This window comes from Glaciihabitans sp. dw_435 (assembly GCF_018449675.1).
Taxonomy (GTDB): Bacteria; Actinomycetota; Actinomycetes; order Actinomycetales; family Microbacteriaceae; genus Glaciihabitans.
Genome location: NZ_JAAVUZ010000004.1, coordinates 150549 through 173790, shown reverse-complemented (window position 1 = coordinate 173790; position 23242 = coordinate 150549). Strand labels below are relative to the sequence as shown.

24 protein-coding genes are annotated in these 23242 nt (G+C 66.1%); 13 read left to right on the top strand and 11 right to left on the bottom strand.

What is annotated here, in order from left to right:
* Window positions 1–75: 75 nt before the first annotated feature.
* Window positions 76–675, top strand: a complete 600-nt coding sequence (locus HB677_RS07710) for a vitamin K epoxide reductase family protein (RefSeq protein WP_213815101.1) — start codon at window positions 76–78, stop codon at window positions 673–675.
* A 99-nt stretch (window positions 676–774) separates the two neighbouring features.
* A complete protein-coding gene (locus tag HB677_RS07705; protein ID WP_213815100.1) occupies window positions 775–1647 on the top strand; it encodes a thioredoxin domain-containing protein in 873 nt (290 codons plus the stop codon).
* A gap of 64 nt (window positions 1648–1711) precedes the next feature.
* Here the strand turns inward: HB677_RS07705 and ndk are convergent, their stop codons facing one another.
* Genes ndk through ileS form a run of 4 tightly spaced genes read right to left on the bottom strand, consistent with a single transcriptional unit; the run spans window position 1712 to window position 7275 of the window.
* Window positions 1712–2125, bottom strand: a complete 414-nt coding sequence (gene ndk / locus HB677_RS07700) for a nucleoside-diphosphate kinase (RefSeq protein ID WP_213815099.1) — start codon at window positions 2123–2125, stop codon at window positions 1712–1714.
* Between the two features lie 20 nt (window positions 2126–2145).
* Entirely contained in the window at window positions 2146–2556 is a 411-nt protein-coding gene (locus tag HB677_RS07695; RefSeq protein WP_213815098.1) for a DUF4233 domain-containing protein, read from the bottom strand.
* A complete protein-coding gene (locus HB677_RS07690; protein WP_213815097.1) occupies window positions 2553–3953 on the bottom strand; it encodes a folylpolyglutamate synthase/dihydrofolate synthase family protein in 1401 nt (466 codons plus the stop codon). Before HB677_RS07690 ends, HB677_RS07695 begins: the two co-directional genes overlap by 4 nt.
* Window positions 3946–7275 (bottom strand): isoleucine--tRNA ligase, encoded by a 3330-nt coding sequence (ileS, locus tag HB677_RS07685; protein WP_213815096.1) that lies wholly within the window; start codon window positions 7273–7275, stop codon window positions 3946–3948. The genes HB677_RS07690 and ileS overlap by 8 nt, the downstream gene beginning before the upstream one ends.
* Before the next feature lie 332 nt (window positions 7276–7607).
* Between ileS and HB677_RS07680 the strand changes: the two genes are divergently transcribed.
* The 3 genes from HB677_RS07680 to HB677_RS07670 all read left to right on the top strand — a co-directional run bounded on the left by HB677_RS07680 (window position 7608) and on the right by HB677_RS07670 (window position 9643).
* Window positions 7608–8531: a cation diffusion facilitator family transporter gene (locus HB677_RS07680; RefSeq protein WP_213815095.1), complete on the top strand. Its 924-nt coding sequence runs from the start codon at window positions 7608–7610 to the stop codon at window positions 8529–8531.
* Window positions 8532–8608: 77 nt separating this feature from the next.
* The gene (locus HB677_RS07675) at window positions 8609–8998 is read left to right on the top strand and encodes a hypothetical protein (protein WP_213815094.1); all 390 of its coding nucleotides are present in this window, start codon (window positions 8609–8611) and stop codon (window positions 8996–8998) included.
* Window positions 8999–9109: 111 nt separating this feature from the next.
* The gene (locus HB677_RS07670) at window positions 9110–9643 is read left to right on the top strand and encodes a hypothetical protein (RefSeq protein ID WP_213815093.1); all 534 of its coding nucleotides are present in this window, start codon (window positions 9110–9112) and stop codon (window positions 9641–9643) included.
* 88 nt (window positions 9644–9731) lie between these two features.
* Here the strand turns inward: HB677_RS07670 and HB677_RS07665 are convergent, their stop codons facing one another.
* The 3 genes from HB677_RS07665 to HB677_RS07655 are packed head-to-tail and all read right to left on the bottom strand — an operon-like array spanning window position 9732 to window position 11906.
* Complete coding sequence (locus tag HB677_RS07665; RefSeq protein ID WP_213815092.1) at window positions 9732–10388, bottom strand: response regulator transcription factor; 657 nt, start codon at window positions 10386–10388, stop codon at window positions 9732–9734.
* Entirely contained in the window at window positions 10385–10777 is a 393-nt protein-coding gene (locus tag HB677_RS18395) for a sensor histidine kinase (protein ID WP_307852534.1), read from the bottom strand. Before HB677_RS18395 ends, HB677_RS07665 begins: the two co-directional genes overlap by 4 nt.
* Window positions 10671–11906 carry a HAMP domain-containing protein gene (locus HB677_RS07655; protein ID WP_213815091.1) on the bottom strand — a complete coding sequence of 412 codons (1236 nt, stop codon included), beginning with the start codon at window positions 11904–11906 and terminating at the stop codon, window positions 10671–10673. The genes HB677_RS18395 and HB677_RS07655 overlap by 107 nt, the downstream gene beginning before the upstream one ends.
* A gap of 110 nt (window positions 11907–12016) precedes the next feature.
* Between HB677_RS07655 and HB677_RS07650 the strand changes: the two genes are divergently transcribed.
* From HB677_RS07650 to HB677_RS07620, 7 genes are all read left to right on the top strand, one after another.
* Window positions 12017–13345 (top strand): MFS transporter, encoded by a 1329-nt coding sequence (locus HB677_RS07650; RefSeq protein WP_213815090.1) that lies wholly within the window; start codon window positions 12017–12019, stop codon window positions 13343–13345.
* 75 nt (window positions 13346–13420) lie between these two features.
* Window positions 13421–14518 (top strand): hypothetical protein, encoded by a 1098-nt coding sequence (locus tag HB677_RS07645; protein ID WP_213815089.1) that lies wholly within the window; start codon window positions 13421–13423, stop codon window positions 14516–14518.
* A 67-nt stretch (window positions 14519–14585) separates the two neighbouring features.
* Window positions 14586–14882 carry a helix-turn-helix transcriptional regulator gene (locus HB677_RS07640; RefSeq protein ID WP_213815088.1) on the top strand — a complete coding sequence of 99 codons (297 nt, stop codon included), beginning with the start codon at window positions 14586–14588 and terminating at the stop codon, window positions 14880–14882.
* The gene (locus HB677_RS07635; protein ID WP_213815087.1) at window positions 14879–15265 is read left to right on the top strand and encodes a VOC family protein; all 387 of its coding nucleotides are present in this window, start codon (window positions 14879–14881) and stop codon (window positions 15263–15265) included. Before HB677_RS07640 ends, HB677_RS07635 begins: the two co-directional genes overlap by 4 nt.
* Before the next feature lie 95 nt (window positions 15266–15360).
* Window positions 15361–17970: a valine--tRNA ligase gene (gene valS, locus HB677_RS07630; RefSeq protein WP_213815086.1), complete on the top strand. Its 2610-nt coding sequence runs from the start codon at window positions 15361–15363 to the stop codon at window positions 17968–17970.
* Window positions 17967–18419 carry a GNAT family N-acetyltransferase gene (locus HB677_RS07625; RefSeq protein ID WP_213815085.1) on the top strand — a complete coding sequence of 151 codons (453 nt, stop codon included), beginning with the start codon at window positions 17967–17969 and terminating at the stop codon, window positions 18417–18419. The genes valS and HB677_RS07625 overlap by 4 nt, the downstream gene beginning before the upstream one ends.
* Before the next feature lie 5 nt (window positions 18420–18424).
* Window positions 18425–18649 carry a hypothetical protein gene (locus tag HB677_RS07620; protein WP_255546350.1) on the top strand — a complete coding sequence of 75 codons (225 nt, stop codon included), beginning with the start codon at window positions 18425–18427 and terminating at the stop codon, window positions 18647–18649.
* Window positions 18650–18716: 67 nt separating this feature from the next.
* Here the strand turns inward: HB677_RS07620 and HB677_RS07615 are convergent, their stop codons facing one another.
* The 3 genes from HB677_RS07615 to HB677_RS07605 all read right to left on the bottom strand — a co-directional run bounded on the left by HB677_RS07615 (window position 18717) and on the right by HB677_RS07605 (window position 19913).
* The gene (locus tag HB677_RS07615) at window positions 18717–18926 is read right to left on the bottom strand and encodes a hypothetical protein (protein WP_213815083.1); all 210 of its coding nucleotides are present in this window, start codon (window positions 18924–18926) and stop codon (window positions 18717–18719) included.
* A 116-nt stretch (window positions 18927–19042) separates the two neighbouring features.
* The gene (locus HB677_RS07610) at window positions 19043–19252 is read right to left on the bottom strand and encodes a hypothetical protein (protein ID WP_213815082.1); all 210 of its coding nucleotides are present in this window, start codon (window positions 19250–19252) and stop codon (window positions 19043–19045) included.
* Entirely contained in the window at window positions 19239–19913 is a 675-nt protein-coding gene (locus HB677_RS07605) for a transcriptional regulator (protein ID WP_213815081.1), read from the bottom strand. Before HB677_RS07605 ends, HB677_RS07610 begins: the two co-directional genes overlap by 14 nt.
* A gap of 138 nt (window positions 19914–20051) precedes the next feature.
* Here HB677_RS07605 and HB677_RS07600 point away from each other — a divergent pair, with 138 nt between their 5' ends.
* Window positions 20052–22103, top strand: coding sequence for a M3 family metallopeptidase (locus HB677_RS07600; protein WP_213815080.1), 2052 nt, complete (start codon window positions 20052–20054; stop codon window positions 22101–22103).
* Between the two features lie 20 nt (window positions 22104–22123).
* Here HB677_RS07600 and HB677_RS07595 read toward each other — a convergent pair whose 3' ends face one another.
* Window positions 22124–23134: an LLM class flavin-dependent oxidoreductase gene (locus HB677_RS07595; RefSeq protein ID WP_213815079.1), complete on the bottom strand. Its 1011-nt coding sequence runs from the start codon at window positions 23132–23134 to the stop codon at window positions 22124–22126.
* Window positions 23135–23242: the final 108 nt, after the last annotated feature.

Below are 23242 nucleotides of genomic sequence, written 5' to 3'. Positions count from 1 at the left end.
CGGCTCGAGTGACTACTCGAATTATCGCATGTATTGGCTCCAAACCGGCGCTTTGACCCGTGCAATAATCCGACTGTGATCGACAGCCCCGCAGCCAAGCGCCCCATAGCCCTCGCCATCTTCCTGATCATCAGCGGCGCGATCGGTCTTTACTCGGCTTTTGAACTGACCCTGGCAAAGTTCGAAGTTCTCGAGAACCCACAGGCAACGCTGAGCTGTAACTTCAGCCTCATCGTCCAGTGCGGCAAGAACCTCGAGTCGGCGCAGGGGGCAATCTTCGGGTTCCCCAACCCTGTGTTTGGACTCGGATGTTTCGTGGCGCCCATTGCGGTCGGCGTCGGCGTCCTCGCCGGCGCGCAGTTCGCCCGGTGGTTCTGGATCGCCTTCAACGTTGGCGTGGCCCTTGCCCTGACGTTGGTCATCTGGCTGTTGTCGCAGAGCATTTTTGTTCTCGGAACCCTGTGCCCCTGGTGCATGGTCGTCTGGGCCGTCGTCATCCCCATGTTCTGGGCCGTCACGCTGTACACGTTGTCGACCGGGATCATCCCCACGTCGCGATCGGCGCGGGCCTTCTTCGAGCGGGCCTACGGATGGATCCCGATCATCACCCTCCTGTCTTACGTGGTCGTTGCCGTCATCGCTCAGCTGCGTTTGGACGTGCTGGCGCACCTGTAACCGCACTCAGGTCGCGATCAGCATCGTCATAGGATCTCCATACATCCGATTCCTAACGTCTCCGGTGGGCAACACGGCCCACTGAACGACTGAGGGTGCATGTCTATCCAGGGATCCGGCGATCGGCTGACAAAGAACGAGAAGCGGGAGCACGCGCGGGAACTCGCCCGGGCGACCCGCGAGGCCGATGCAAAGCGCAAACGTCGCCGGAGGTGGATCACCCAGGGTGGTATCGGCGTTGGTGTCATTGCCATCGCCGCGATCGTCGCTCTCGTCGTCACCATGGGTGGCAAGGGCAGTGCCGGGCCACTGAACATGCTGAGCGATGGAATAGTTCTTCAAGGCGACGGCACGACGACGACCGCCGTGCAGACAGCTGCGCTGGCCGCCGATGCCACGCCGGTTCCCACCGACGTCACGGCCAAGACCACCACTGCGAACATCGTCATGTACGTCGACTACCTCTGCCCCTATTGCAATCAGTTCGAGACTGCCAACTCGGCGCAGATCGAAAGCTGGGTGAAGGCCGGCACCGCGACCCTCGAGATCCATCCGATTGCCATTCTGGACAGCTCGTCGCTCGGCACCAAGTATTCGACCCGCGCCGCGAATGCCGCGGCCTGCGTTGCGAATTATGATCCCAACAACTTCCTGGCTGTCAGCGATGCGCTGTACGCGAGCCAACCCGACGAGGGCACTGCTGGCCTGACCAACGACGAGCTGATTTCGCTCGTGCAGGGCGCCGGCGTCACGAACACGGACGTTCCCGCCTGCATCACCAAGGGGACCTTCGGCGGCTGGGTCACCGATGAGACCGCGCGAGCACTCAAGGGACCGCTTCCCAACAGCACCGTCGCCGCCGTGACGGGCACCCCCACGGTCATCGTCAACGGCACCCAGTACGACGGCTCGCTGACGGATGCAACCGTGTTCAGCGACTTCGTCACCGCGCAGATGACCGCCGCCGGCTAACCTCCGGAAACGACAAACGGGGAGCATGCCGTCACCGGCATGCTCCCCGTTTGGGTGTGCGGTCTTAGAACCAGAGAGCGAGTTCGCGGGCGGCAGACTCGGGCGAGTCGCTGCCGTGCACGAGGTTCTGCTGAACCTTCAGTCCCCAGTCGCGGCCGAGGTCGCCCCGGATCGTGCCTGCGGGCGCGGTGGTCGGGTCGGTGGTGCCGGCCAGGGCACGGAAGCCCTCGATGACACGGTTGCCAGCGACACGAATCGCGACGATGGGGCCGCTCTCCATGAAGTCGACGAGGGGCTCGTAGAACGGCTTTCCCTCGTGCTCGGCGTAGTGGGCTGCAAGCAGCTCACGGGATGCTTCGACCAGCTTGATGTCGACGAGGCTGTAGCCCTTTGCCTCGATGCGGCGCAGGATCTCGCCGGTGAGGTTGCGGGCGACACCGTCGGGCTTGACCAGTACCAGGGTTTCTTCGACGTTCATGGGTTCATCTTCCTTCGGTGTTAGGCGGTAGGAGGGGTGGTGGGATCTGTGTCGCGAAAGGATGCCGCGGCGGCGGCCTGAAAACGGTCGAGCTGTCTGCCCTTCCAGAAGCAGAACACCCAGATCGCGACAAACACAGCACCGACGACGTAGAGCGTCGGCAGAATGATGCCGGTGAGGATCAGGGCCAGCTGCAGTGCCCAGCCGAGCCACATGCCCCACGGAAACCGCAGGACGAGTGCGGTCAGCAGCAGCAGCACGCACAGCAGCGCTCCCCCGCCGAACGCCCAGAACGGATCGAGCGCCTTGAGGCCGAACACGGTCAGCGTGATGAAGAAACCGAGAACCGCCTCCAGCACCAGCACGATCGACAGCAACATCTCCGTCACGCTGCGTGCGCGACGGGGACGTGCTTGCCGGGGTTCGGTCACGGCTTCCAGCCCTGATCGGTGGCGATGGCCATGACGTCGGCGATAAGCGTGATCGAACCGGCGACGAGCACAGCGCCCTTTTCGGTTCGCTCAGCCTGATCGCGCGCGTACTCCATGGCTGACTCGATGGTCATTTCCACGATGACCCGATCGGCCCCGGCGATCGACACGACGATGGACGCGAGGTCATCGGCGGGAATGGCGCGGTCCGAGCTGGACTGCGTGACGACAAATTCGTCGACGACGTCATTCAGCGCGCGCACGATCCCTTCCGCGTCCTTGTCGGCGAGGACGCCGATCACCGCGGTGACGTGGTCGAACGTGAAGTACTGGCCAATCGAGGCGGCCAGGGCGGCGGCACCGTGCGGGTTGTGAGCCGCGTCGACGAGGACCGTCGGTTCGATGCCCACGACTTGCAGTCGTCCGGGAGAGGTGACGGTGGCGAAGCCCTCGGCGAGGATGTCAGGGTTCAGCGCCTGCGTTCCGCCGCCAATGAACGACTCGACCGCCGCGACGGCCAGGGCGGCGTTGCTCGCCTGATGATCGCCGAACAGCGGAAGGAAGAGGTCGGTGTACGTCCCGGCAAGACCCTTGATCGTCATGACCTGACCGCCGACCGCGACGGTGCTGGAGACGAGCGAGAACCCGTCCCCCTCGACGGCAATGGTGCCGTTCTTCTCTCCGGCGATCCGGCTGAGAACCTCGAGTGCTTCCGGAGTCTGCCGCGCGGAAACAACGGCGGCATCCTCCTTGATGATGCCGCCCTTGGTCAGCGCGATCTCGGCAATCGTGTTGCCGAGGCGGGCGGTGTGGTCGAGGGCGATGGGGGCGAAGACCGCGACCTGGCCGTCGGCGACGTTGGTGGAATCCCACTCGCCGCCCATTCCGACCTCGATGACGGCAACGTCGATGGGAGCATCGGCGAACGCGGCGTACGCCAGCACGGTGAGGGCCTCGAAGAAGCTCAGGGGCTGCTCCCCCGCGGCGACGAGCTCGGCATCCGCGATGTCGAGGAACGGTGTGATGTCGCGCCAGTTGTCCACCAGGGCGGTGTTGCTGATCGGCTCGCCGTCGATGACAATCCGCTCGTTGACGCGTTCCAGGTGGGGGCTCGTGAGCATGCCCGTGCGCAGGTCGTGCGCGCGCAGCAGGCTCTCGATCATCCGGCTCGTGGACGTCTTACCGTTCGTACCCGTGATGTGGATGATCGGGTATGCCTTCTGCGGGTCACCCAGCAGTTCGACGGCCCGGCGGGTCGCAGACAGTCGCGGCTGCGGCGTGCCCTCGCCGATGCGGGACAGCAGGGCCTCGTAGACCTCACGCGCCTCACGCTCGAAGAGAGAGTCGTCGTAGTCGCCGACTTCGCGTTCGTCGTCGTCGTTGTTGTTCTTAGACATCCACTGCTTCCGATTTCCAAAGGTCGATCACGAGTACGCCCGCGTTGGCGTATTGGCCGACTGCGAGCGTCGCGCGCTGTGTGCCGGCCACCGAGGTTAGCGCGGCCTGCGTCTCGGCGTCGGGCGCGTACGCCAGCCGCACGTCGCGAGCGAGCGTCTCTGTTCCAATCGTCTCACCGAACGCCGTGAGGGATTCGATGTCGGCAACGGAATCACCCGTGATGCTGACGGTGATGCGGTCGCTGACCTGCAGTCCGGCGGCCTTGCGCGTGTCCTGGATGGCTCGGATGACGTCGCGCGCGAAGCCCTCGGCCTCCAGTTCCGGGGTCATCACGGTATCCAGCAGCACGAAGCCACCGTCCGAGAGGAAGGCGATCGCATTTGCCGGGTCGGCCGACTGCAGCTCGAGGTCGAATTCTGCGGGCAAGAGCTCGATGCCGCCCACCACGACGGTATCTCCGGTCTGCGACCAGTCGCCGGCGCGGGCTGCCTGAATGACCGTCTGCACCTGCTTTCCGATACGCGGACCGGCGGCACGCGCGTTGACCGTCAGTTTCTTGGAGATTCCGAACCGTTCGAGGCTGTCGCCCTCGAAGACAACGAACTCGACATCCTTGACGTTGAGCTCTTCACGCAGGATTCCCGAGAACTCCGCAAGGGCGTCCGTCGCACCGCTGACCACTGTCAGGCGCGCGAGAGGGAGTCGGACGCGCAGGCTCTTCGCCTTGCGCAGCGCAAGACCCGAGGATGCAATCTCGCGCACCCGGTCCATCGTGGAAACCAACACGTCGTCGGCGGGGAACTGGCCGGCGTCGGGCCAGTCGGTCAGGTGGACGCTGCGGCCACCCGTCAGCCCGCGCCACATCTCTTCCCCGACGAGCGGGATGAGCGGAGCAGCGACGCGGGTGACGGTTTCGAGCACCGTGTACAGGGTGTCGAAGGCGTCCTCGTTGTCGCCGGACCAGAACCGGTCGCGACTGCGACGGACATACCAGTTGGTGAGAACGTCCGCGAAGTCCCGCAGGCGCAGCGCGGCTGTCGGGCTGTCGAGCGCGTCGAGCTCCGTTGTGACGTCTTCGATGAGCTGGCGCGTCTTGGCGAGCAGGTAGCGGTCGAGGACATCGGTGGAGTCGGTCCGCCACTTCGCCTCGTACCCGTCCGGGCTCGCCGCGTTGGCGTACAGGGAAAAGAAGTAGTAGGTGCTCCACAGCGGAAGCATGAACTGCCGCACCGCCTCTCGGATGCCCTCCTCGGTGACGATGAGGTTGCCCCCGCGGATCACCGACGACGACATGAGGAACCACCGCATCGCGTCGGCGCCGTCGCGATCGAAGACCTCCGAGACATCCGGGTAGTTGCGCAGGCTCTTGGACATCTTCTGGCCGTCGCTGCCGAGCACGATTCCGTGACTGATGACGTTCTTGAACGCGGGTCGGTCGAACAGCGCCGTCGAGAGCGTGTGGAGCATGTAGAACCAGCCACGCGTCTGTCCGATGTACTCGACGATGAAGTCCGCGGGGTTGTGGGACTCGAACCACTCGCGGTTCTCGAACGGGTAGTGCACCTGCGCGAACGGCATCGATCCGGAGTCGAACCACACGTCGAGCACGTCTTCGATGCGGCGCATCGTGGACTGACCGGTCGGGTCATCCGGGTTTGAACGCGTCAGCTCGTCGATGAACGGGCGGTGCAGGTCCGTCGGACGCACGCCGAAATCGGCCTCGAGTTCGTCGAGCGACCCGTACACATCAATGCGCGGGTACTCGGGGTTGTCGCTCTTCCACACCGGGATCGGTGATCCCCAGTACCGGTTGCGCGAGATCGACCAGTCGCGGGCGTTGCCGACCCACTTGCCGAACTGGCCGTCCTTGACGTTGGCCGGGACCCAGTTGATCTCCTGGTTGAGGTCGCTCATGCGGTCGCGGAATTCGGGAACGCGGATGAACCAGCTGGAGACAGCCTTGTAGATGAGCGGGTTCCGGCAGCGCCAGCAGTGCGGGTAGCTGTGCTCGTAGCTGGCAACCTTCAGCAGGCGTCCGTCGGCGCGGAGCTTCTGGATGAGCGGCTTGTTGGCCTCGAAGACCTGCAGCCCCGCGACATCCGCAATGATCGGAAGGAAGCGTGCTCCCTCGTCGACCGAGATGATGACGGGGATGCCTGCCTTGCCCGTGACGATCTGGTCGTCTTCACCGTAGGCGGGTGCCTGGTGGACGATTCCCGTTCCCTCTCCGGTGGCGACGTAATCGGCCACGAGAATCTGCCAGGCGTTCTCGGTTCCCCAGGTCTCGGTGTCGGCGTAGTAGTCCCACAGCATGTCGTAGGTGACGCCATCGAGTTCTGCTCCGAGCACGCTGCGGCTGACGGCGGCGACGGCTTCGGGAGCCGAGGCGTACCCGAGCTCCTTCGCGTAGGCCGCGATCGTGTCGGTGGCGAGCAGGTATTCGGACACGCCCTCCTCGGCACCATCACCGGCGCCGAGTGGACCGCTCGGCACCACCGAGTACGAGATGTCGGGGCCGACGGCGAGGGCAAAGTTCGTCGGAAGCGTCCACGGCGTCGTCGTCCACGCGAGAGCCTTCACGCCGGTAAGGCCAAGAGCCTCCGCCTTGATACCGTCCAGCGGGAAGGTCACGGTGACCGACTGGTCCTGGCGCATCTTGTAGACGTCGTCGTCCATGCGCAGTTCGTGGTTGGACAGCGGAGTTTCGTCGTGCCAGCAGTACGGGAGCACGCGGAAGCCCTCGTACGCGAGACCCTTCGTATGCAGCTGCTTGAAGGCCCAGATCACGGACTCCATGAACGTGACGTCAAGCGTCTTGTAATCGTTTTCGAAGTCGACCCAGCGTGCCTGACGGGTGACGTACTGCTCCCACTCCTCGGTGTAGTGCAGCACGGACTCGCGCGCCTTCGCGTTGAACGCGGCGATGCCCATTTCTTCAATCTGGTGCTTCTCGGTGATTCCGAGCTGGCGCATCGCCTCGAGCTCGGCGGGAAGACCGTGGGTGTCCCAGCCGAAGCGGCGATGCACCTGCTTGCCGCGCATCGTCTGGAACCGCGGGAAGAGGTCTTTGGCATAGCCGGTCAGCAGGTGACCGTAGTGAGGGAGACCGTTGGCGAAGGGCGGTCCGTCATAGAACACCCACTCGTCGGCGCCTTCGCGCTGGTCGATGGATGCCTGGAAGGTGCCGTCCTGCTTCCAGAAGGCGAGAACGCGCTGTTCGATCGCCGGGAAGTTGGGAGAGGCGGGGATGCCGAACGCGGCGCCAGTCTGCGCGCTGTTCTGGTCGGCGGTGCTGTCGCCGGTGCTGCGGGGGTATGCCATGGGGTCTCCGTCGTGTGTCAACACGAGGACGACGATTGCCGCGGTACCACCTCGCTTGCCATTACCGAGTTCACGATTCCCAGGGGAATCGGTCGTCCGACGATGACCGCTCTTACCGGCGATAACGGGCCGACCCGGTCGGTTCTACTGGGCGCTGGTGGGCGCTGTTCTTCCAACGACTCCCCGGTGATGGCCGGATCAATGTCTTTCACCATAATGCTAGCGGTTTCGTTCGGGCCGGCGGGCAATCTGCTGAGAATGCGTCCCCGGTGCCACCGCCGGGGCGACCGGCGCAGTTCGACAGGGCGGCGGCGCTGCAACAAAATGGGGCCATGGCAAAAGCTTCCGCGACCGTGATCATCGCCTTCGGCGCAAACCTTGCTGTCGCCGTCGCGAAGACGATCGCCGGCGTTCTGACCGGGTCCGCATCCATCGTGGCGGAGGCCGCGCACTCGTGGGCTGACACCGGCAACGAGATCTTCCTTCTGGTCGCGGACCGTCGCGGAGCCGGACAGCGCGATGCGGAGCATCCGCTCGGATATGGACGCGAGTCGTATTTCTGGTCGACCATCGCGGCGTTCGGGCTGTTCACCGCAGGCGCGGTCGTCGCCGTGTATCACGGCGTACAGGAACTGCTGAACCCGGAACCTGCCACCGACTTCTGGGTGGCTTACCTCGTGCTCGCGCTGTCGGCGGTGCTCGAGGGCATCTCGTTCCGGCAGGCGTTCCGGCAGGCCCGCGCGTCGGCGCGCGAGACAGGCGTGGGGACCATCGAGCATGTGCTCGGGAGTTCGAATTCCACGCTGCGCGTAGTCTTTGCCGAAGACTCGGCAGCACTCATCGGACTCGCGATCGCGTTCATCGGCGTGCTCCTGCACCAGCTCACCGGTGACTCCCTCTATGACGCGCTCGGCTCGATCCTCGTTGGCCTGCTGCTCGGCGTCGTTGCCATCGTTCTGATCGACCGGAACCGGCGTTTTCTCGTCGGACAGGAAGTCAGTGGTGACATCGACGTCGTCGTCCTGAAGATCCTGCTTGCCCGCTCCGATATCTCCCGCGTGACCTACCTGCACCTCGAGTACGTCGGTCCGGGCCGGGTGTACCTCGTCGCGGCGATCGACCTCACCGGGAACGAGGACGAGGAGCACGTTGCCGTCCGACTGCGCCGCATCGAGCGCGATCTCGAAACCAACGACCGGGTCGAGGAAGCCGTGCTCACTCTCTCCACCCCGGACGAGGCGTCGCTCACCGCCTGACCTGCCTCCTCGCGTGGACTTGATGAGAAATTTCTCATACTCGCCGACGCACACTCTCGCGCGGCGACAATTGAGTCATGCGACGAACAGCCCTCGGTCTTCTTGCGTCCGCCGTGCTCGCCGCCGTTCTTCTCGGTGGCGGGGCACTGGTCTATGCGTCGCTCCTGCCCGGCAAGGAACCCGCCGGGGTCGTCGACATCAGCGCCGTTGTGTCCACGGCTGTGCCCAGTGCCTCTCCCACGCTGCCTCCGGTCGGGGTACCGACGCCGACATCGACGAGCGGTCCGCAACCCGTGACCCCCGCCGCGCCGGTCACTGTCGACGACACTCCGCACGCGGAAGATCACGGCGGCGGCAGCGGGAGCGGCAAGGGCAACAGCAACCCGTCCACCTCTACCCCCTCCCCCGAGTCCGGCAAGGGCAAGGGCGGCGGCCACGGTTCGGACGACGACTCCAGCGACGACTGATCCGAAGATGAGAGGTCTCTCACAGCGGCCTCCTTCTCCTCTCATACGGCGTCCCAAGACTGTAGGAACAAGAGATTCCGCAGGAATCCCGCCTACAGAACGGATCACCCCATGACCACCGTGAAGAAATGGACCACCATCACCGCCGCATCCGTCATCGGCATCGGCCTCATGGTCGGAGGCGGAGTCGCCGCGGCCAACGCACACGGCACGCCCGGAGCGGATGACACGGCGCCGACCAGCTCGTCGACGACCTCCGACGACACCATTCGCCTCCAGCCGGGCACGCTCATTCCGGCTCCGTCCACCACCCCAGTTGCTGCGACTCCGACGGCGGCCCCCATCGCTCCGGCTCCGAGCGCGACACCGTCGGCCGTTCCCGCCGCCCCGTCAACGACGCCGGATGACTCCGGGCACCACGCGGCCGGCGACGACAAGGGCGGGCTCTCGACTCACGTCGAGCCGGGCGACGACAAGGGCGGACAGTCGGCTCACGTCGAACCCAGAGACGACAAGGGAGGCTCAAGCCACGCGGAGTCCGGTGACGACAAGGTGGCATCGACGTCGGCCACGACCGATGACAAGAACAACAACCGCCACGGCGGCTCGGGATCGCACGGCACGCACTCCGGCGGCCACAAGTAAGAACCGCCCGCGCACTGCCCGGCCCCCTGGGGTCGGGCATTGCGGCGTTAATGGCACCGCACAGAACAGCACCGCGCCGCACCGCGCACTACTTGAAGCGATACCCCATTCCGCGCACGGTCTCGATCCTGTCGGCACCGAGCTTGCCCCGCAGGTACCGGACGTACACGTCAACGACGTTCGAGCCGGGGTCGAAGTCGACGCCCCACACCCGGCTGAGTAGCTGCTCCCGGCTCAAGACCTGGTCGGGGTGGCGCAGGAACTCCTCGGCGAGCGCGAACTCCCGGGCCGACAGGTCGACGACGCGGTCGCCCACGGTCGCGCGTCGGGTGCGCAGATCGAGGCTGAGATCGTCGCTGTCCAGCGTCGCAACCGTCACCGACTCGGCCTCACGCAACCGCAGCCGCACACGGGCGAGGAGCTCATCGAACTTGAACGGCTTGGGCATGTAGTCGTTCGCCCCGCCGTCGAGTCCCGCGACGGTGTCGCTGACCGACGACCGGGCCGTGAGCATCACCACGGGAATCGTTGACCCCGACAGCCGCAGCTGCCGCAGCACCTCGAACCCATCAATCCCGGGCAGTCCGACGTCGAGCAGCACGAGATCGTACGACCCGCTCTGCGCGTGCGCGAGGGCGTCGGGACCCGTGGCAACCACCGTCGCCTGAAAACCCGCCGCCCGCAGGCCCTTCTCGACAAAACCGGAGATGCGGGGTTCATCTTCGGCGATCAGGATGCTGCTCACGATGATTCCTCTGCGTTGGCCGTCGGCGCGAAGCCAGCGGGCGTGGCCGTCATGGGGATGATGATTCCAAACCGCGATCCGGCCGGGGACGACGCAAGGCTGACAGTCCCTCCGTGCGCGGCGGCGATCGCCTTCACGATCGGAAGGCCGAGACCAGACCCGCGGATGCCACGGCCGGCGTCCACCCGTCCGAACCGCTCGAAGATCCGACCCTCGGCGCCCGCGGGAATCCCGCTACCCGCATCCGCGACCCAGAACTCGACCGACCGGCCGGCGGACGGATCAGCGGAGCCGCCGGCCGCGAGCTCGGTACTGCCAATCTCCACCCGCGAGCCCTCCGGCGAGTACTTGGACGCGTTGTCGACGAGTTGGAGCCACGCCTGGGTGATCCGCGCGGGGTCGAGCGCGACACTCGCCTGCGCAAACCTCGCCCAGCACCCAGTCGTGCCCGCCGATCCCCGACGCCTTCGCGAAGACCTCCTCCGTGAGATCGGCAATATCGGTGGGGCGCACCACCGGCGCGATGCGCTGCGAATCGGCGAGGGATTCGATGTCATCCACGAGGCCCGTCATGCGGTCCAGCTCGTCGAGAGCAAGCACCCGCGTCGCCTCGACCTCTGCCGGATCGTCCGCGTTGAGCAACTCGAGGTGCCCCCGAACGATCGTGATCGGTGTCTTCAGCTCGTGCCTCACGTCGTCGAGCAGCTGCCGCTGTCCGGTGAGGGCGGCGTCCAGCCGGTCGAGCATGCTGTTGACCGTCTCCGTCAACAGGGACACGTCGTCCCTCCCCACGACGGGAATCCGCTCGTTCCGCTCGCTCGCCGTGATGCGCGACGCCGCGGCGCTGAGCCGGCGAATGGGACGCAGCAGACGCCCGGCCACGAACCAGCCAACGAGGCCGATGGCCACGAGAGCGGCGGATGCCACGAGCTCATAGGTGCGGAACGACTCCGTCACTTCCGCGAGCCGGGCGTCGAGGTCAACGGCCGTGACGTACACGGCGCCCGTGTCCGCTCCCGCCACGCTGACCGGTGTGGCGATGTAGCGCAACCGGCCCACCGAGGTCACGGCGGTTCCCAGCCGAACCGTTCCGTCCGCGACATCCCGCGTCACCCGGGCAATGAAGGCCGGGTCGTCCTCCAGGTGAAAATCCGTCTGCACACCCGGGGTGTAGGTCGCCTCGCCCTGGTAGATCCCCAGAGCGCTCTCGCCACTGTCGGGGATGAGCTGTTGGAGAACGCCGTAGAGGGCCAGCTTCGAGCTGGCGAAGCCCGTCGTGGTGGTCGCGCCCGAGGCATCCGTCACCGCAGTGCCCTTGGACACGATCGCGCGGGCCGATTCGATCCGCGACTGCAGTCGGTCATCGATCTGGGACAGGGCGCGGTCGCGCTGCACGAGGAAGGTGATACCTCCGGCTCCGGTGAGCCCGAGCGCGGCGACCAGCAGGATCGACGCGAGGATGCGAGAGCGCACCGAAAATCGGGCACCCGCGAATCGACGTGGTTTCTGCCCGGACATGCCTTCAGTATGTCGAAACTGTGCCCACGGAAGGAGTTGATGAGAACTTCCTCACGAAGGGACCGACGAGGGGTCGGGAATGAATCGGCCCGTCACTATGCTCTACCTCCGTGACTACTACAACGAGTGGCAAAGCGCCAACCACTTCACCGTCCTCACCCAGAACAGTCCGCAAGGTTGTCTGGGCCTCCTTTGTAGGGACCGCGCTGGAGTCGTATGACTTCTACGTGTTCGCCTACTTTGCGGCATTTTTTGTCGGCCCCCTGTTCTTCGAACCCCTCGGCGCATTCGGCGGAGTCCTCGCCGGATTCCTCACCATCGCCGTCGGATTCATCATTCGCCCCATCGGCGCGATCATCTTCGGTCACCTGGGTGACCGCATCGGTCGCCGCAAAACCCTCATCGTGACCATCACGACCATGGGTGTCGCGACGAGCCTGATCGGTGTTCTTCCCCCGTACGCGGTTGCGGGATGGCTCGGAGCGATCCTCCTCGTCGTCCTCCGGCTCCTGCAGGGGATCTCCCTCGGAGGTGAGTGGGGAGGGGCAGTACTTCTGGCAACGGAGCACACGGACACGCGTCACCGCGGCTTCTTCTCCGCGCTTCCGCAACTGGGCTCACCCGTCGGCTCCATCCTGTCCGCCCTGCTGTTCATCGCCCTGACCGCGAGCATCTCGCCCGCGGCGATGTCGGAATGGGGATGGCGGATTCCGTTCCTCACCGCCATACCCCTGCTGCTCGTCTCCCTGTACCTTCGCTGGTCGATTGACGAGACGCCGCTGTTCAAGACGCTCGTCGCCACGGACCACCGGGAGCGCCTGCCCTTGCTGGCAGTCCTTCGGGCCCAGCCGGCGGCGCTCATCCTCGCGGTAGGAGCGGGACTGCTCGGCATCGGGTCGTACTCGCTGATGAACACCTACACGCTGAACTACGGTTCGACCGTGCTCGGCTTCAGCTATACGGACCTCCTGCTCGCCACCACCATCGGCGGGTTCCTGCAGCTCATCACCATTCCGTTGTTCGGGTTGTGGGCCGTGCGGATCGGGTCGGCGAGGGTCGTCGCGTGGGGTGCCCTCGGCACGCTCCTCGTTGCCTTCCCCCTGTACTGGGTACTCCAGGAAGCCACCTTCCCGATCCTGGTTGCCACGATGATCATCGGCGGAATCCTGCCGACCATGGCGTGGGCCGGACTCGGCGGCCTGATGAGTGACCTGTTTGCCACCCGCTGGCGCTACTCGGCTCTCGCTTTCGCGTACAGCATCGCCGCGGTCATCTCGGGATTCGTCCCGTCCATCACGCTGGCACTCGGTAACGCCACGAAATTCGCGTGGTGGCACCCCGGCATCGTCCTCGCGGTGATGTCCGCGATCACGCTGATTGCCGCCATAGTCGCCGCGCGACGGAAGCCACCGGTCGACGACGTCGTGCTCGCCTCCTAACCACCAGGAGGGAGTGTCGCTAGCTCGTGTTCAGGATCCCGTCTGCAAACCGCCTAGGGTAGGGCGCAGATAACTATGAGCAACGACACTCCCTCCGAACCAGACCAGCCGACGAGCGACGTTCCAACCGAGGCCTCTGGCCCGCTTGGTTTCGATGACCTCATCCGGGGAACACGACCCTCGGCGCCCCGCGCCCCGATCGTGCCGCCCGTCGAGCCGGCCACGAGCCCGGAGCCCGCTGCGCCCCAGGCCGCCGCCGCTCCCGAGCCGACCGGCGCCGACGTGCCCACCGTTGCCACCCCGGTGTCCGCTCCTTCCGACGAGCCCGTCGAGACCGAGGCCATCGGAACCGACATCTTCCGTTTCGACGACGATGAGCCCGACGAGCCCGCGACAGCGCCGACGAGCACCAACGACATTCCCTCCCACTGGTCCGCGGCCGACACCACCGAGACGAACGAGCCGACGGCCTACGTTCCGACCGCTCCCCCGCTGTACCCGGCGACGACCGTCATTCCCTCCTCGGGATTCACTCCTCCCACCCCCACGGCCAATGCCGACGACGACTTCGCCACGGAACTCTTTGGCGCGAGCGCCGCGGGTGCGGGTGCGGGTGCGGCAGCTGCTGCGCCCACGGCGGTATTTGGGCAGTCTGCCAACACGGCCCCGATTCCGGTCTCCACCGGAGCTGCTGGGACGGCGGGAGCCGGCGCCAGCGGCGTTCTTCCCGCGGGAGATTCACGCAGAACCGTGATTATTCTCGCCTCGGTCGGTGCGGCGCTCGTCGTTGCGATCATTATCGTGTTGCTGGTTCTCGGCAGCCGCGGGGCGACGGTCGTTCCGGCGATCACCGACTCTCCGACCCCGTCCGACACGGCAACGACCGAGCCGACCGCGACGGACACCCCGACTCCGACGGCCACCGAGACTTCGACGCCGACTCCGACGCAAACTCCAACAAAGACGGCGGCGCCCACCCCGACGAAGTCGGCAACTCCGAAGCCCACGAAGACGGCAACGCCGACCCCGACTCCCACGAAGTCGGCTACGCCCACCCCGACCGCCGTTCCGACAACGACGCCGAGCCCCACGACGACGCCCACGACTCCTGTCGTCACGCCTCCCGTGGTGATTCCGACGGTCCCGGCCGTCGACGCGCCCGTGACCCAGTAGCCCCGAGGCATCCGCCCCACCGCCTATAAGGCTTGACCTATATTCGCCCGCGTTCAACCATGGAAGCGTGCGCGCTTTCGACGTCCTCGGAGATCCCGTCCGCCGGCGTTTGCTCGAACTGCTCGGAACGCAGGAGCGAACGCCGGGAGACATGGCCGCGGTGATCCAGGAGGAGTTTGGCCTGTCGCAGCCTGCCGTCTCGCAGCACCTCAAGGTGTTGCGCGATGCCGGGTTCGCAACCGTCCGCGTTGAGGGCACCCGACGCATCTACGCGATCAACGCCGCACCGTTGCGGGACGTCGACGGGTGGGTCAGCGCATTCCGACATCTGTGGATACATGACGAAGGGACAGCCCGGCAATGATCACGATCGCCCTCACCAGCATCTTTGTGGAAGACCAGCAGCGCGCTCTCGACTTCTATACCTCGGTCGTTGGCTTCGAAAAAAAGCTCGATGAACCCGTCGGAGAGTTTCGCTGGCTGACCGTAACGACGGCGGGGGTGACCGATGGCGTGCAGCTGCTGCTGGAACCCAACGACAATCCGGTGTCACAGGCGTTTCAGAAGGGCATCCGTGAGCAGGGCATCCCCGCGACATCGTTCGTCGTCGATGACCTGGAGATGGAATTCGAGCGGATGACCCTGGCGGGCGCCGTCTTCGTACAGCCACCGACCGACCTTGGCGGGGTTCTCGGGGCGACGTTCGACGACACGGTCGGCAATCTCATCGGCCTGACGCAGGTCTGAGCGGCCCCACCGCGGCATGGTTTAAGCTGGGGGAAACCCCATACTCAGGCACCTTTACCTCTGACACGGTGCCGCACACATTGAACCGGAGAACCATGTCCTCGCTCGACGCGTCCACGCCCCCCACCACACCGGCCGCCGCCAGCGTGATTCCCGACAAGCCGGCCCTGGAGGGGCTCGAGAGCAAGTGGGCTCCGGTCTGGGAAAAGGACGGCACCTACCGCTTCGATCGCGAGAACGCGACCCGCAAGAACGTCTTCTCGGTCGACACTCCCCCGCCGACGGCCTCCGGCTCGCTGCACATCGGCCACGTCTTCAGCTACACCCACATGGATGTGGTGACGCGCTACCAGCGCATGCTGGGCAAGTCGATCTTCTACCCGATGGGTTGGGACGACAACGGCCTGCCGACCGAGCGCCGCGTGCAGAACTACTACGGCGTGCGCTGCGACCCGTCCCTCCCCTACGTGCACGACTTCGTGCCGCCGCTCGAGGGGGGCGACAATGCCTCGTCGAAGGCCGCCGACCAGCAGCCCGTCTCGCGCCGCAACTTCATCGAGCTGTGCGAGCGCCTCACCATCGAGGACGAGAAGCAGTTCGAAGACCTCTGGCGCACCCTCGGCCTCAGCGTCGACTGGGCACAGACCTACCGCACCATCGGCAACGAGGCGCAGACCGCCGCCCAGCGTGCGTTCCTGCGCAACCTCGACCGCGGCGAGGCTTACCAGGCCGATGCCCCCACGCTCTGGGACATCACCTTCCGTACCGCCGTCGCGCAGGCTGAGCTGGAAGACAAGGAAATGCCCGCGGCTTACCATCGCCTCGCCTTCCACCAGGCGAACGGCGAGGACATCTTCATCGAGACCACGCGTCCCGAGTTGCTCGCCGCCTGCGTCGCCCTTGTCGCCCACCCGGACGACGAGCGGTACCAGCACCTGTTCGGCACCAACGTCACGACCCCGCTGTTCGGCGTCGAGGTGCCGGTCGTCGCCCACCACCTCGCCCAGAAGGACAAGGGATCGGGCATCGCCATGATCTGTACCTTCGGCGACGTGACAGACGTCATCTGGTGGCGTGAACTCGACCTCCCCAACCGCACGATCATGGGCGCCGACGGACGCATCATCGCCGATGCCCCCGACGTGATCGTCACCGACGAGGCAGTGGCCGCCTACGCGGAGCTCGCGGGTAAGACCGTGTTCAGTGCCAAGGCCAAGATCATCGAGCTGCTGAAGAACACCGGCGAGATGGTCGGTGACCCGAAGCCGATCATGCACTCGGTGAAGTTCTTCGAGAAGGGCGACAAGCCCCTCGAGATCATCTCCACCCGCCAGTGGTACATCCGCAATGGATCACGGGATGCCGCGTTGCGCGACAAGCTCGTGGAGGACGGCCGTCAGATCAACTTCACCCCCGACCACATGCGCGTGCGGTACGAGAACTGGGTCGGTGGCCTGACCGGCGACTGGCTCGTGTCCCGCCAGCGCTTCTTCGGTGTGCCGATCCCGCTCTGGTATCACCTGGACGCCGAGGGAAACAAGACGACCCCGATCGCGCCGAGCGAGGACGCGCTGCCCGTTGACCCCGCCTCCGAGACGGCTCCCGGCTTCGACGAGTCGCAGCGTGGCGTTCCCGGCGGCTTTGCCGGCGAGGTGGACATCATGGACACCTGGGCCACTTCCTCCCTCACCCCGCAGATCGCCGGCGGCTGGGAGCGCGATCCCGAACTGTTCGACCTCGTCTTCCCCTACTCGCTGCGCAGCCAGGGCCAGGACATCATCCGCACCTGGCTCTTCACGACTGTGCTGCGGTCCGAGCTTGAGCACGGCCAGGTGCCGTGGAAGAACGCTGGCATCTCCGGCTTCATCGTCGACCCCGACCGCAAGAAGATGTCGAAGTCCAAGGGCAACGTGGTCACCCCCGCTGCCATGCTCGACGTGCACGGCTCCGACGCGGTCCGGTACTGGGCGGCCTCCAGCCGGCTGGGAACGGATGCCGCGTTCGACCCGCAGAACCCCAAGCAGATCAAGATCGGCCGCCGTCTGGCCATCAAGGTGCTCAACGCCGCGAAGTTCGTGTACGCGTTCCCGGTGGCGGAGGCCGAGGCATCCACCACCAACCCCCTCGACGCCGATCTGCTCGCCGAACTCGACCGCGTGATCACGGTCGCCACCGCCGCGTTCGACGAGTTCGATCACGCCAAGGCGCTGGAGACCGCGGAACAGTTCTTCTGGATCTTCTGCGATGACTACCTCGAGCTGGTCAAGGAGCGCGCCTACGGTGCCGGCTCCCCCGAGGGCCAGGCGTCCGCCGTCCGCACGCTGCGCGAGGCCGTCGACGTGCTGCTGCGCCTGTTTGCACCCTTCATTCCGTTCGCCACCGAAGAGGTGTGGAGCTGGACGCACGAGGGCTCCGTGCACACCGCCTCGTGGCCGACCGTGCGGGGCGCGGGCGAGCCCACCGGGCTGCTGCCGCTCGTGAGCGAAGCGCTCATCAGCATCCGCCGCGCGAAGACCGATGCAAAGGCGTCGCAGAAGACAGAGGTCGTCTCGGCGACCATTGCCGGCCCCGCACTGCTCGAACTCGCCATTGACGACCTGAGCGCCGTTGGCCGCATCGCGACCGTCGGCTTCGTTGAGGCGGCGGATGTCTCGGTCAGCGACATCGTCCTCGCCGAGCAGCCCGTGGTGGTCGACCCCGCATGACGCAGGTGCGGGATCTCGCGGCGGGCGACCGCGCGGCGTGGCAGGAGCTGTACGCCGGCTACGGGGACTTCTACGAGACCCCGCTGACGGAGGAGAAAGCCGAGCTCGTGTTCGGCTGGCTCCTCGCCGACGACAACGAGTCGTTTTGCCTCGTCGCCACCGACGACAACGCGCGGGTCATCGGAATCGCTCATTACCGCGAGTTCTCGCGCCCGCTCGCCGGTGGCCGCGGGCTGTACCTCGATGACCTGTTCACGGCCAGCGATGCGCGCGGAACGGGAACGGCATCGGCCCTGATCGCCCGGCTGCGAGAGATCGCCGTCGAACGCGGCATCCGCAAGATCCGATGGATCACCGCGGAGGACAACACCACCGCACAGCGCTTGTACGACACCCTCGCGACCCGCACGACGTGGGTCACGTACGACATGGATCTGGACGCCAACTAATGCAAATGGGAACACGCTGGAGCGTCGGAGCCACGGCCCCCGACCGCCTGCCCGAGAACGTGCGCGCGGCCGTCGCCGCCGAAGAGCTGGAGCTCGCCGGCACCGACACCAGCCAGTGGCGCTGGACGCTCACCTGGCTTGAGGGCCGTCCGGTCGTCGAACTGGACGACGGGACGACCATCCGGGTCGATCACGCGGGAGACGTCACCGTGGAGCACCCGGAAGACTGAGACGCCGCAACGGTCTGCCCGACAGCGGCCGAGCGCACTGCCCGCAGGCGGTTGCCAGGCAGTGCGCTCAGCGCTGGATCGGGACGACGAACGACCGACGATATTCCTCACGGAGCTGCGCGGCGTTGCGCCGCATGAGGTCGACCTCTTCGGCCGTCAGCACCGGGCGTTCCGCACGCCGGTGCGACCAGCGCAGCAGGAATAGCGCGAAACGCGCCACGACGATGTCGGACGCCGACCGATGCAGATGCCGGCGGGATGTGCTTGCGATTGTCATGATCTTCACCTCCTCAGCTGTGTCAAAACTAGAGGAGACCACCGACATTCCCGGGTAGTTTCACCGGAGTAAAACTATCGGCGGATCAGGGGTTTTAGTGATTAACCCCCGGAGGGTCAGCGGCCGAGGTAGACGAACGTTGCGAGAGTGGATGCCTCGCGCTGATCGCGCGCGTTGCTGCGCAGCAACTCGACCTCTGCCGGGGCCAGTCCGGGGCGGTCGGCCTCGCGGTCGGCCCAGCGGAGCATGCGCTGCGCGACGTGCGCAACGAGTGCGTCGACCGGCGAGCGATGAGCGTGCCGGGACGAAGAACTAGCTATTGCCATGATTGTCACCTCCCTGAGGGGTCGGGGTAGTGCCGGACGGAGCGGCACGCCGCGCGTCGAGAACGGGGAAAGCATTGAAGTGCACCTGCACCGGGCGGGCATCGGGGTCGGTACGGCCTCGGTACCGGGCGACGTAGGTGTCCAGCACTGCCATGACATCGCCCGCCATGCTCGCGAGCTCGTCGGCCGTCAGGCGCACGTTGACGGTGGATACCTCGCTGGCGTCTGTCCACTTCGGGGGCAGCTGATCGAGGCCGTGCTCCTCGTAGTCACGCAAGAGCGCCTCGCGGGAGCGTGACCACTCGCGGGAGATCATGTCACCCACCGCACGAGCGCTCGGGCTCTCCCGCAGCGTCTGCGGGCGGATCGCGATGCCGCCGGGGACCCGCTCCCACCAGCGTTCGCGGCCGGTTCCCCTGCCTGTCACCTCACGCACGAAACCCTGCTTCTCCAGCTGGCGCAGGTGGTAGCTGGTTGCCCCACTGGACTCGCCCAGCCGTTCGGCCAGCCCGCTTGCCGTAAACGGTCCCCAGATGGAGAGGGTGTCGACGATCTGCACACGGAGGGGATGCGCGAGGGCCTTCAGCCCATCGAGATCGATGGACCGTTCGGGTGGCAGCGCCGCCTCGCCCCCGGTGGGTTCGCTCTGGTCGGTATCCATAGTGCAAAGATACCTCTGCAAAGAAGTCTTTGCAACAGTTTCTTTGCAAACTTAACTTTGCAATGTTTTCTTTGCGGTAGGCCCACCGCTCGGTGTCCTCCGCCCACGCCCCGGCGGGTGCCGCCCTAGGCTGGAACAATGTCGAACCCGTTCTTTGCCCCGAGCACCCTCCCGTACGGACTGCCTCCCTTCGCCGACATCCGCGACGAGCACTACCGTCCCGCCTTCGAGAAGGGCTTCGCCGATCACCTCGCCGAAATTCAGGACGTGGTCGACTCCCCCGAGGCGCCGACATTCGAGAACACCATGCTCCCCCTTGAGCGCGCGGGCTCGGTGTTGGAACGCGTCGCCGTTGTGTTCTTCAACAAGAGCTCGGCCGACAGCACGGACTTCACCAACGAGCTCGAGGAGGAGATCGCCCCGCAGCTCGCCGCGCATTCCGACGCCATCCGTCTGAACTCCGCCCTGTACGCCCGCATCGCCCGGTTGCACGAGAGCCGCCACGAGCTCGGGATCGAGCCCGAGGGCATCTACCTGATCGAACGCTACTTCGCCGAGTTCACCCAGGCAGGCGCGGGACTGGATGACACGGACAAGGAGCAAGTGCGGGAACTGAACCGTAAGCTCTCCACCCTCACCACCCGGTTTGAGAAGAACCTCCTCGCCGACACCAACGATCTTGCCGTGGTCATCGACGACGCGGCGGAGCTGGATGGCCTCAGCGACGGGGAAATCTCGGCCGCGGCCGCTGCGGCAGCCGAGCGCGGGCTCGAGGGCAAGTTCCTCATCACGCTTGTGCTGCCCACGGGGCATCCATACCTCGCTTCCCTCACCAACCGCACCACCCGCGAACGCATCATGACCGCGTCCCGCTCGCGTGGAATCCGGGGCGGCGACTGGGACAACCGGGAACTCGTCACCGAGATCACCGCGCTGCGCGCCGAGCGCGCGGCCCTGCTCGGATTCCCGACGCACGCCGCCTTTGTCACGTCCGACGAGACGGCGAAGACGCCCGAGGCCGTCGACGCGATGCTCCGCAAGCTTGCCCCCGCCGCTGCCCGCAATGCCATCGCCGAGCAGGCCGACCTGCAGGCGCAAATCGACGAACTCGCCGCGGCTGGCCACGGCGACGCATTCACCCTTGCCTCGTGGGACTGGGCGTTCTACAGCGAGAAGGTTCGCAAGGCCACCTACGACGTGGACACGGCAGAGATGCGGCCGTACTTCGAGGCGGAGCGCGTGCTGCACGACGGAGTCTTCTTCGCGGCAACCCAGCTCTACGGCGTCACCTTCACCGAGCGGCCGGACCTGATCTCCTACCACCCCGAGGCCCGCGTCTTCGAGGTGTTCGACGGCGACGGATCGCCCGTTGGCCTCTACGTGTACGACCTGTACACGCGGGATTCCAAGCGGGGCGGCGCGTGGATGAACTCGCTCATCTCACAGTCGACACTGCTCGACCACGCGGTCATCGTCACGAACAACCTGAATGTGCCCAAGCCCGCCACGGGCTCCCCCACGCTGCTGACGTATGACGAGGTGACCACGCTGTTCCACGAGTTCGGGCACGCGCTGCACGGGCTGTTTGCGCGGGTGACGTATCCCAAGTTCGCGGGAACGAACGTGTTCCGCGACTTCGTGGAGTTCCCCAGCCAGGTGAACGAGATGTGGATGCTCTGGCCCGAGGTGCTGGCGAACTACGCCGTGCATCACGAGACGGGCGAGCCGATGCCGCAGGACTTCGTCGACAAGCTGCAGGCATCCTCCGCGTTCAACGAGGGCTTCTCGACGTCGGAGTACTTGACAGCCGCGTTGCTCGACCAAGCGTGGCACACGATCACCGCCGAGGACGACGTCACGGATGTCGCCGAGTTCGAGCAGCACGCGATCGCCAGCTTCGGCCTCGACAACCCCGCGGTGCCCACGCGCTACTCCAGCACCTACTTCGCCCACACGTTCTCGGGCGGCTACGACGCCGGGTACTACTCCTACATCTGGAGCGAAGTGCTCGATGCCGACACCGTGGTCTGGTTTAAGGACAACGGGGGGATGACCCGGGCCAACGGTGATCGCTTCCGTGCGCGCCTTCTCGGCGTTGGTGGGTCCAAGGATCCCCTGGAGGCATTCCGCGACTTCCGCGGGCGCGACGCTACCATCCAGCCGTTGCTCGACCGCCGCGGCCTGAACTAACAGCCGCGGCGCGCCGGGCGCTACGCCACGATGTCGCGCAGGGTGCGGAGCTTGGACTCCTGGCCCGCACTCTGCGGAACAACGATGACCTCGTCCGCGCCCGTGCTCGCCACGAGCTCGGTGATGCGGGTACGCACGAAGTCGGCGTCTCCGACGGCTTGGTGGGCGTTGCGCTCGGCGACAAACGCCTTCTCGGCGAAGGTCCAGTCATGGGCCTCGGATTCCTCCAGCGAGGGCACCTGCCCGGGACGTCCCGTGCGCAACCGGGTGGAGAACAACCCGTACGGGCCGGCGAGACGCTCGGCCTCGGCCGCGTCATCCCCGACAACGGCGCCCACGGCGACCATGGAGTGCGGCTTCGCGAGCACAGCGCCCGGCGTGAAGTGGTTGCGGTAGATCTCGAACGCGACGGGCGTGTTGTCGCCGCCGGCAAAGTGGTGGGCGAACGCGAAGGGCAGGCCCATCATGCCAGCGAGCTGGGCGCTGTATCCACTGGATCCGAGCAGCCACATCTCGGGCGAATCGCCGAGTCCCGGCATGGCGACGATGCGGGAGCCGATTCCGTTTTCCAGGGGATCGATGGTGCCGAACCACGCGAGCAGCTCGATGACCTGCTGGGGGAAGTCGTCGACGGTCTCGGTTCCAACATTGCGGCGAAGCACGGCCGAGGTCAGCTGGTCGGTGCCGGGCGCGCGCCCGAGCCCCAGGTCGATGCGGTCCCCGTGCAGCGCGACGAGCGTGCCGAACTGCTCGGCGATGACGAGGGACGAGTGGTTCGGAAGCATGACGCCGCCGGATCCGACGCGGATGGTCGATGTGGCGGCGGCGATCGCACCGATGAGCACCGCCGGCGCGGAGCTGGCCACGGCCACCATGCCGTGGTGCTCTGCTACCCAGAAACGGTTATACCCGAGCGATTCCGCCTGGACGGCGGTATCGATCGTCTGCGCGAGGGCGGTCGAGGGCGCCATCCCCGAGTAGACGGTAGCGAGGTCGAGCACGGACAGCGGGAGGCCAGCGAGAGATGTCATCACTTCATCAACCGGCACGGGCGCACAGACATTCCGTCGGCCGCGCACCGGCCCGCCGCGCTGTGTCTGCGGTGTCAGACGCTTGCCCCGCGGGATGCCTTGTTGCGC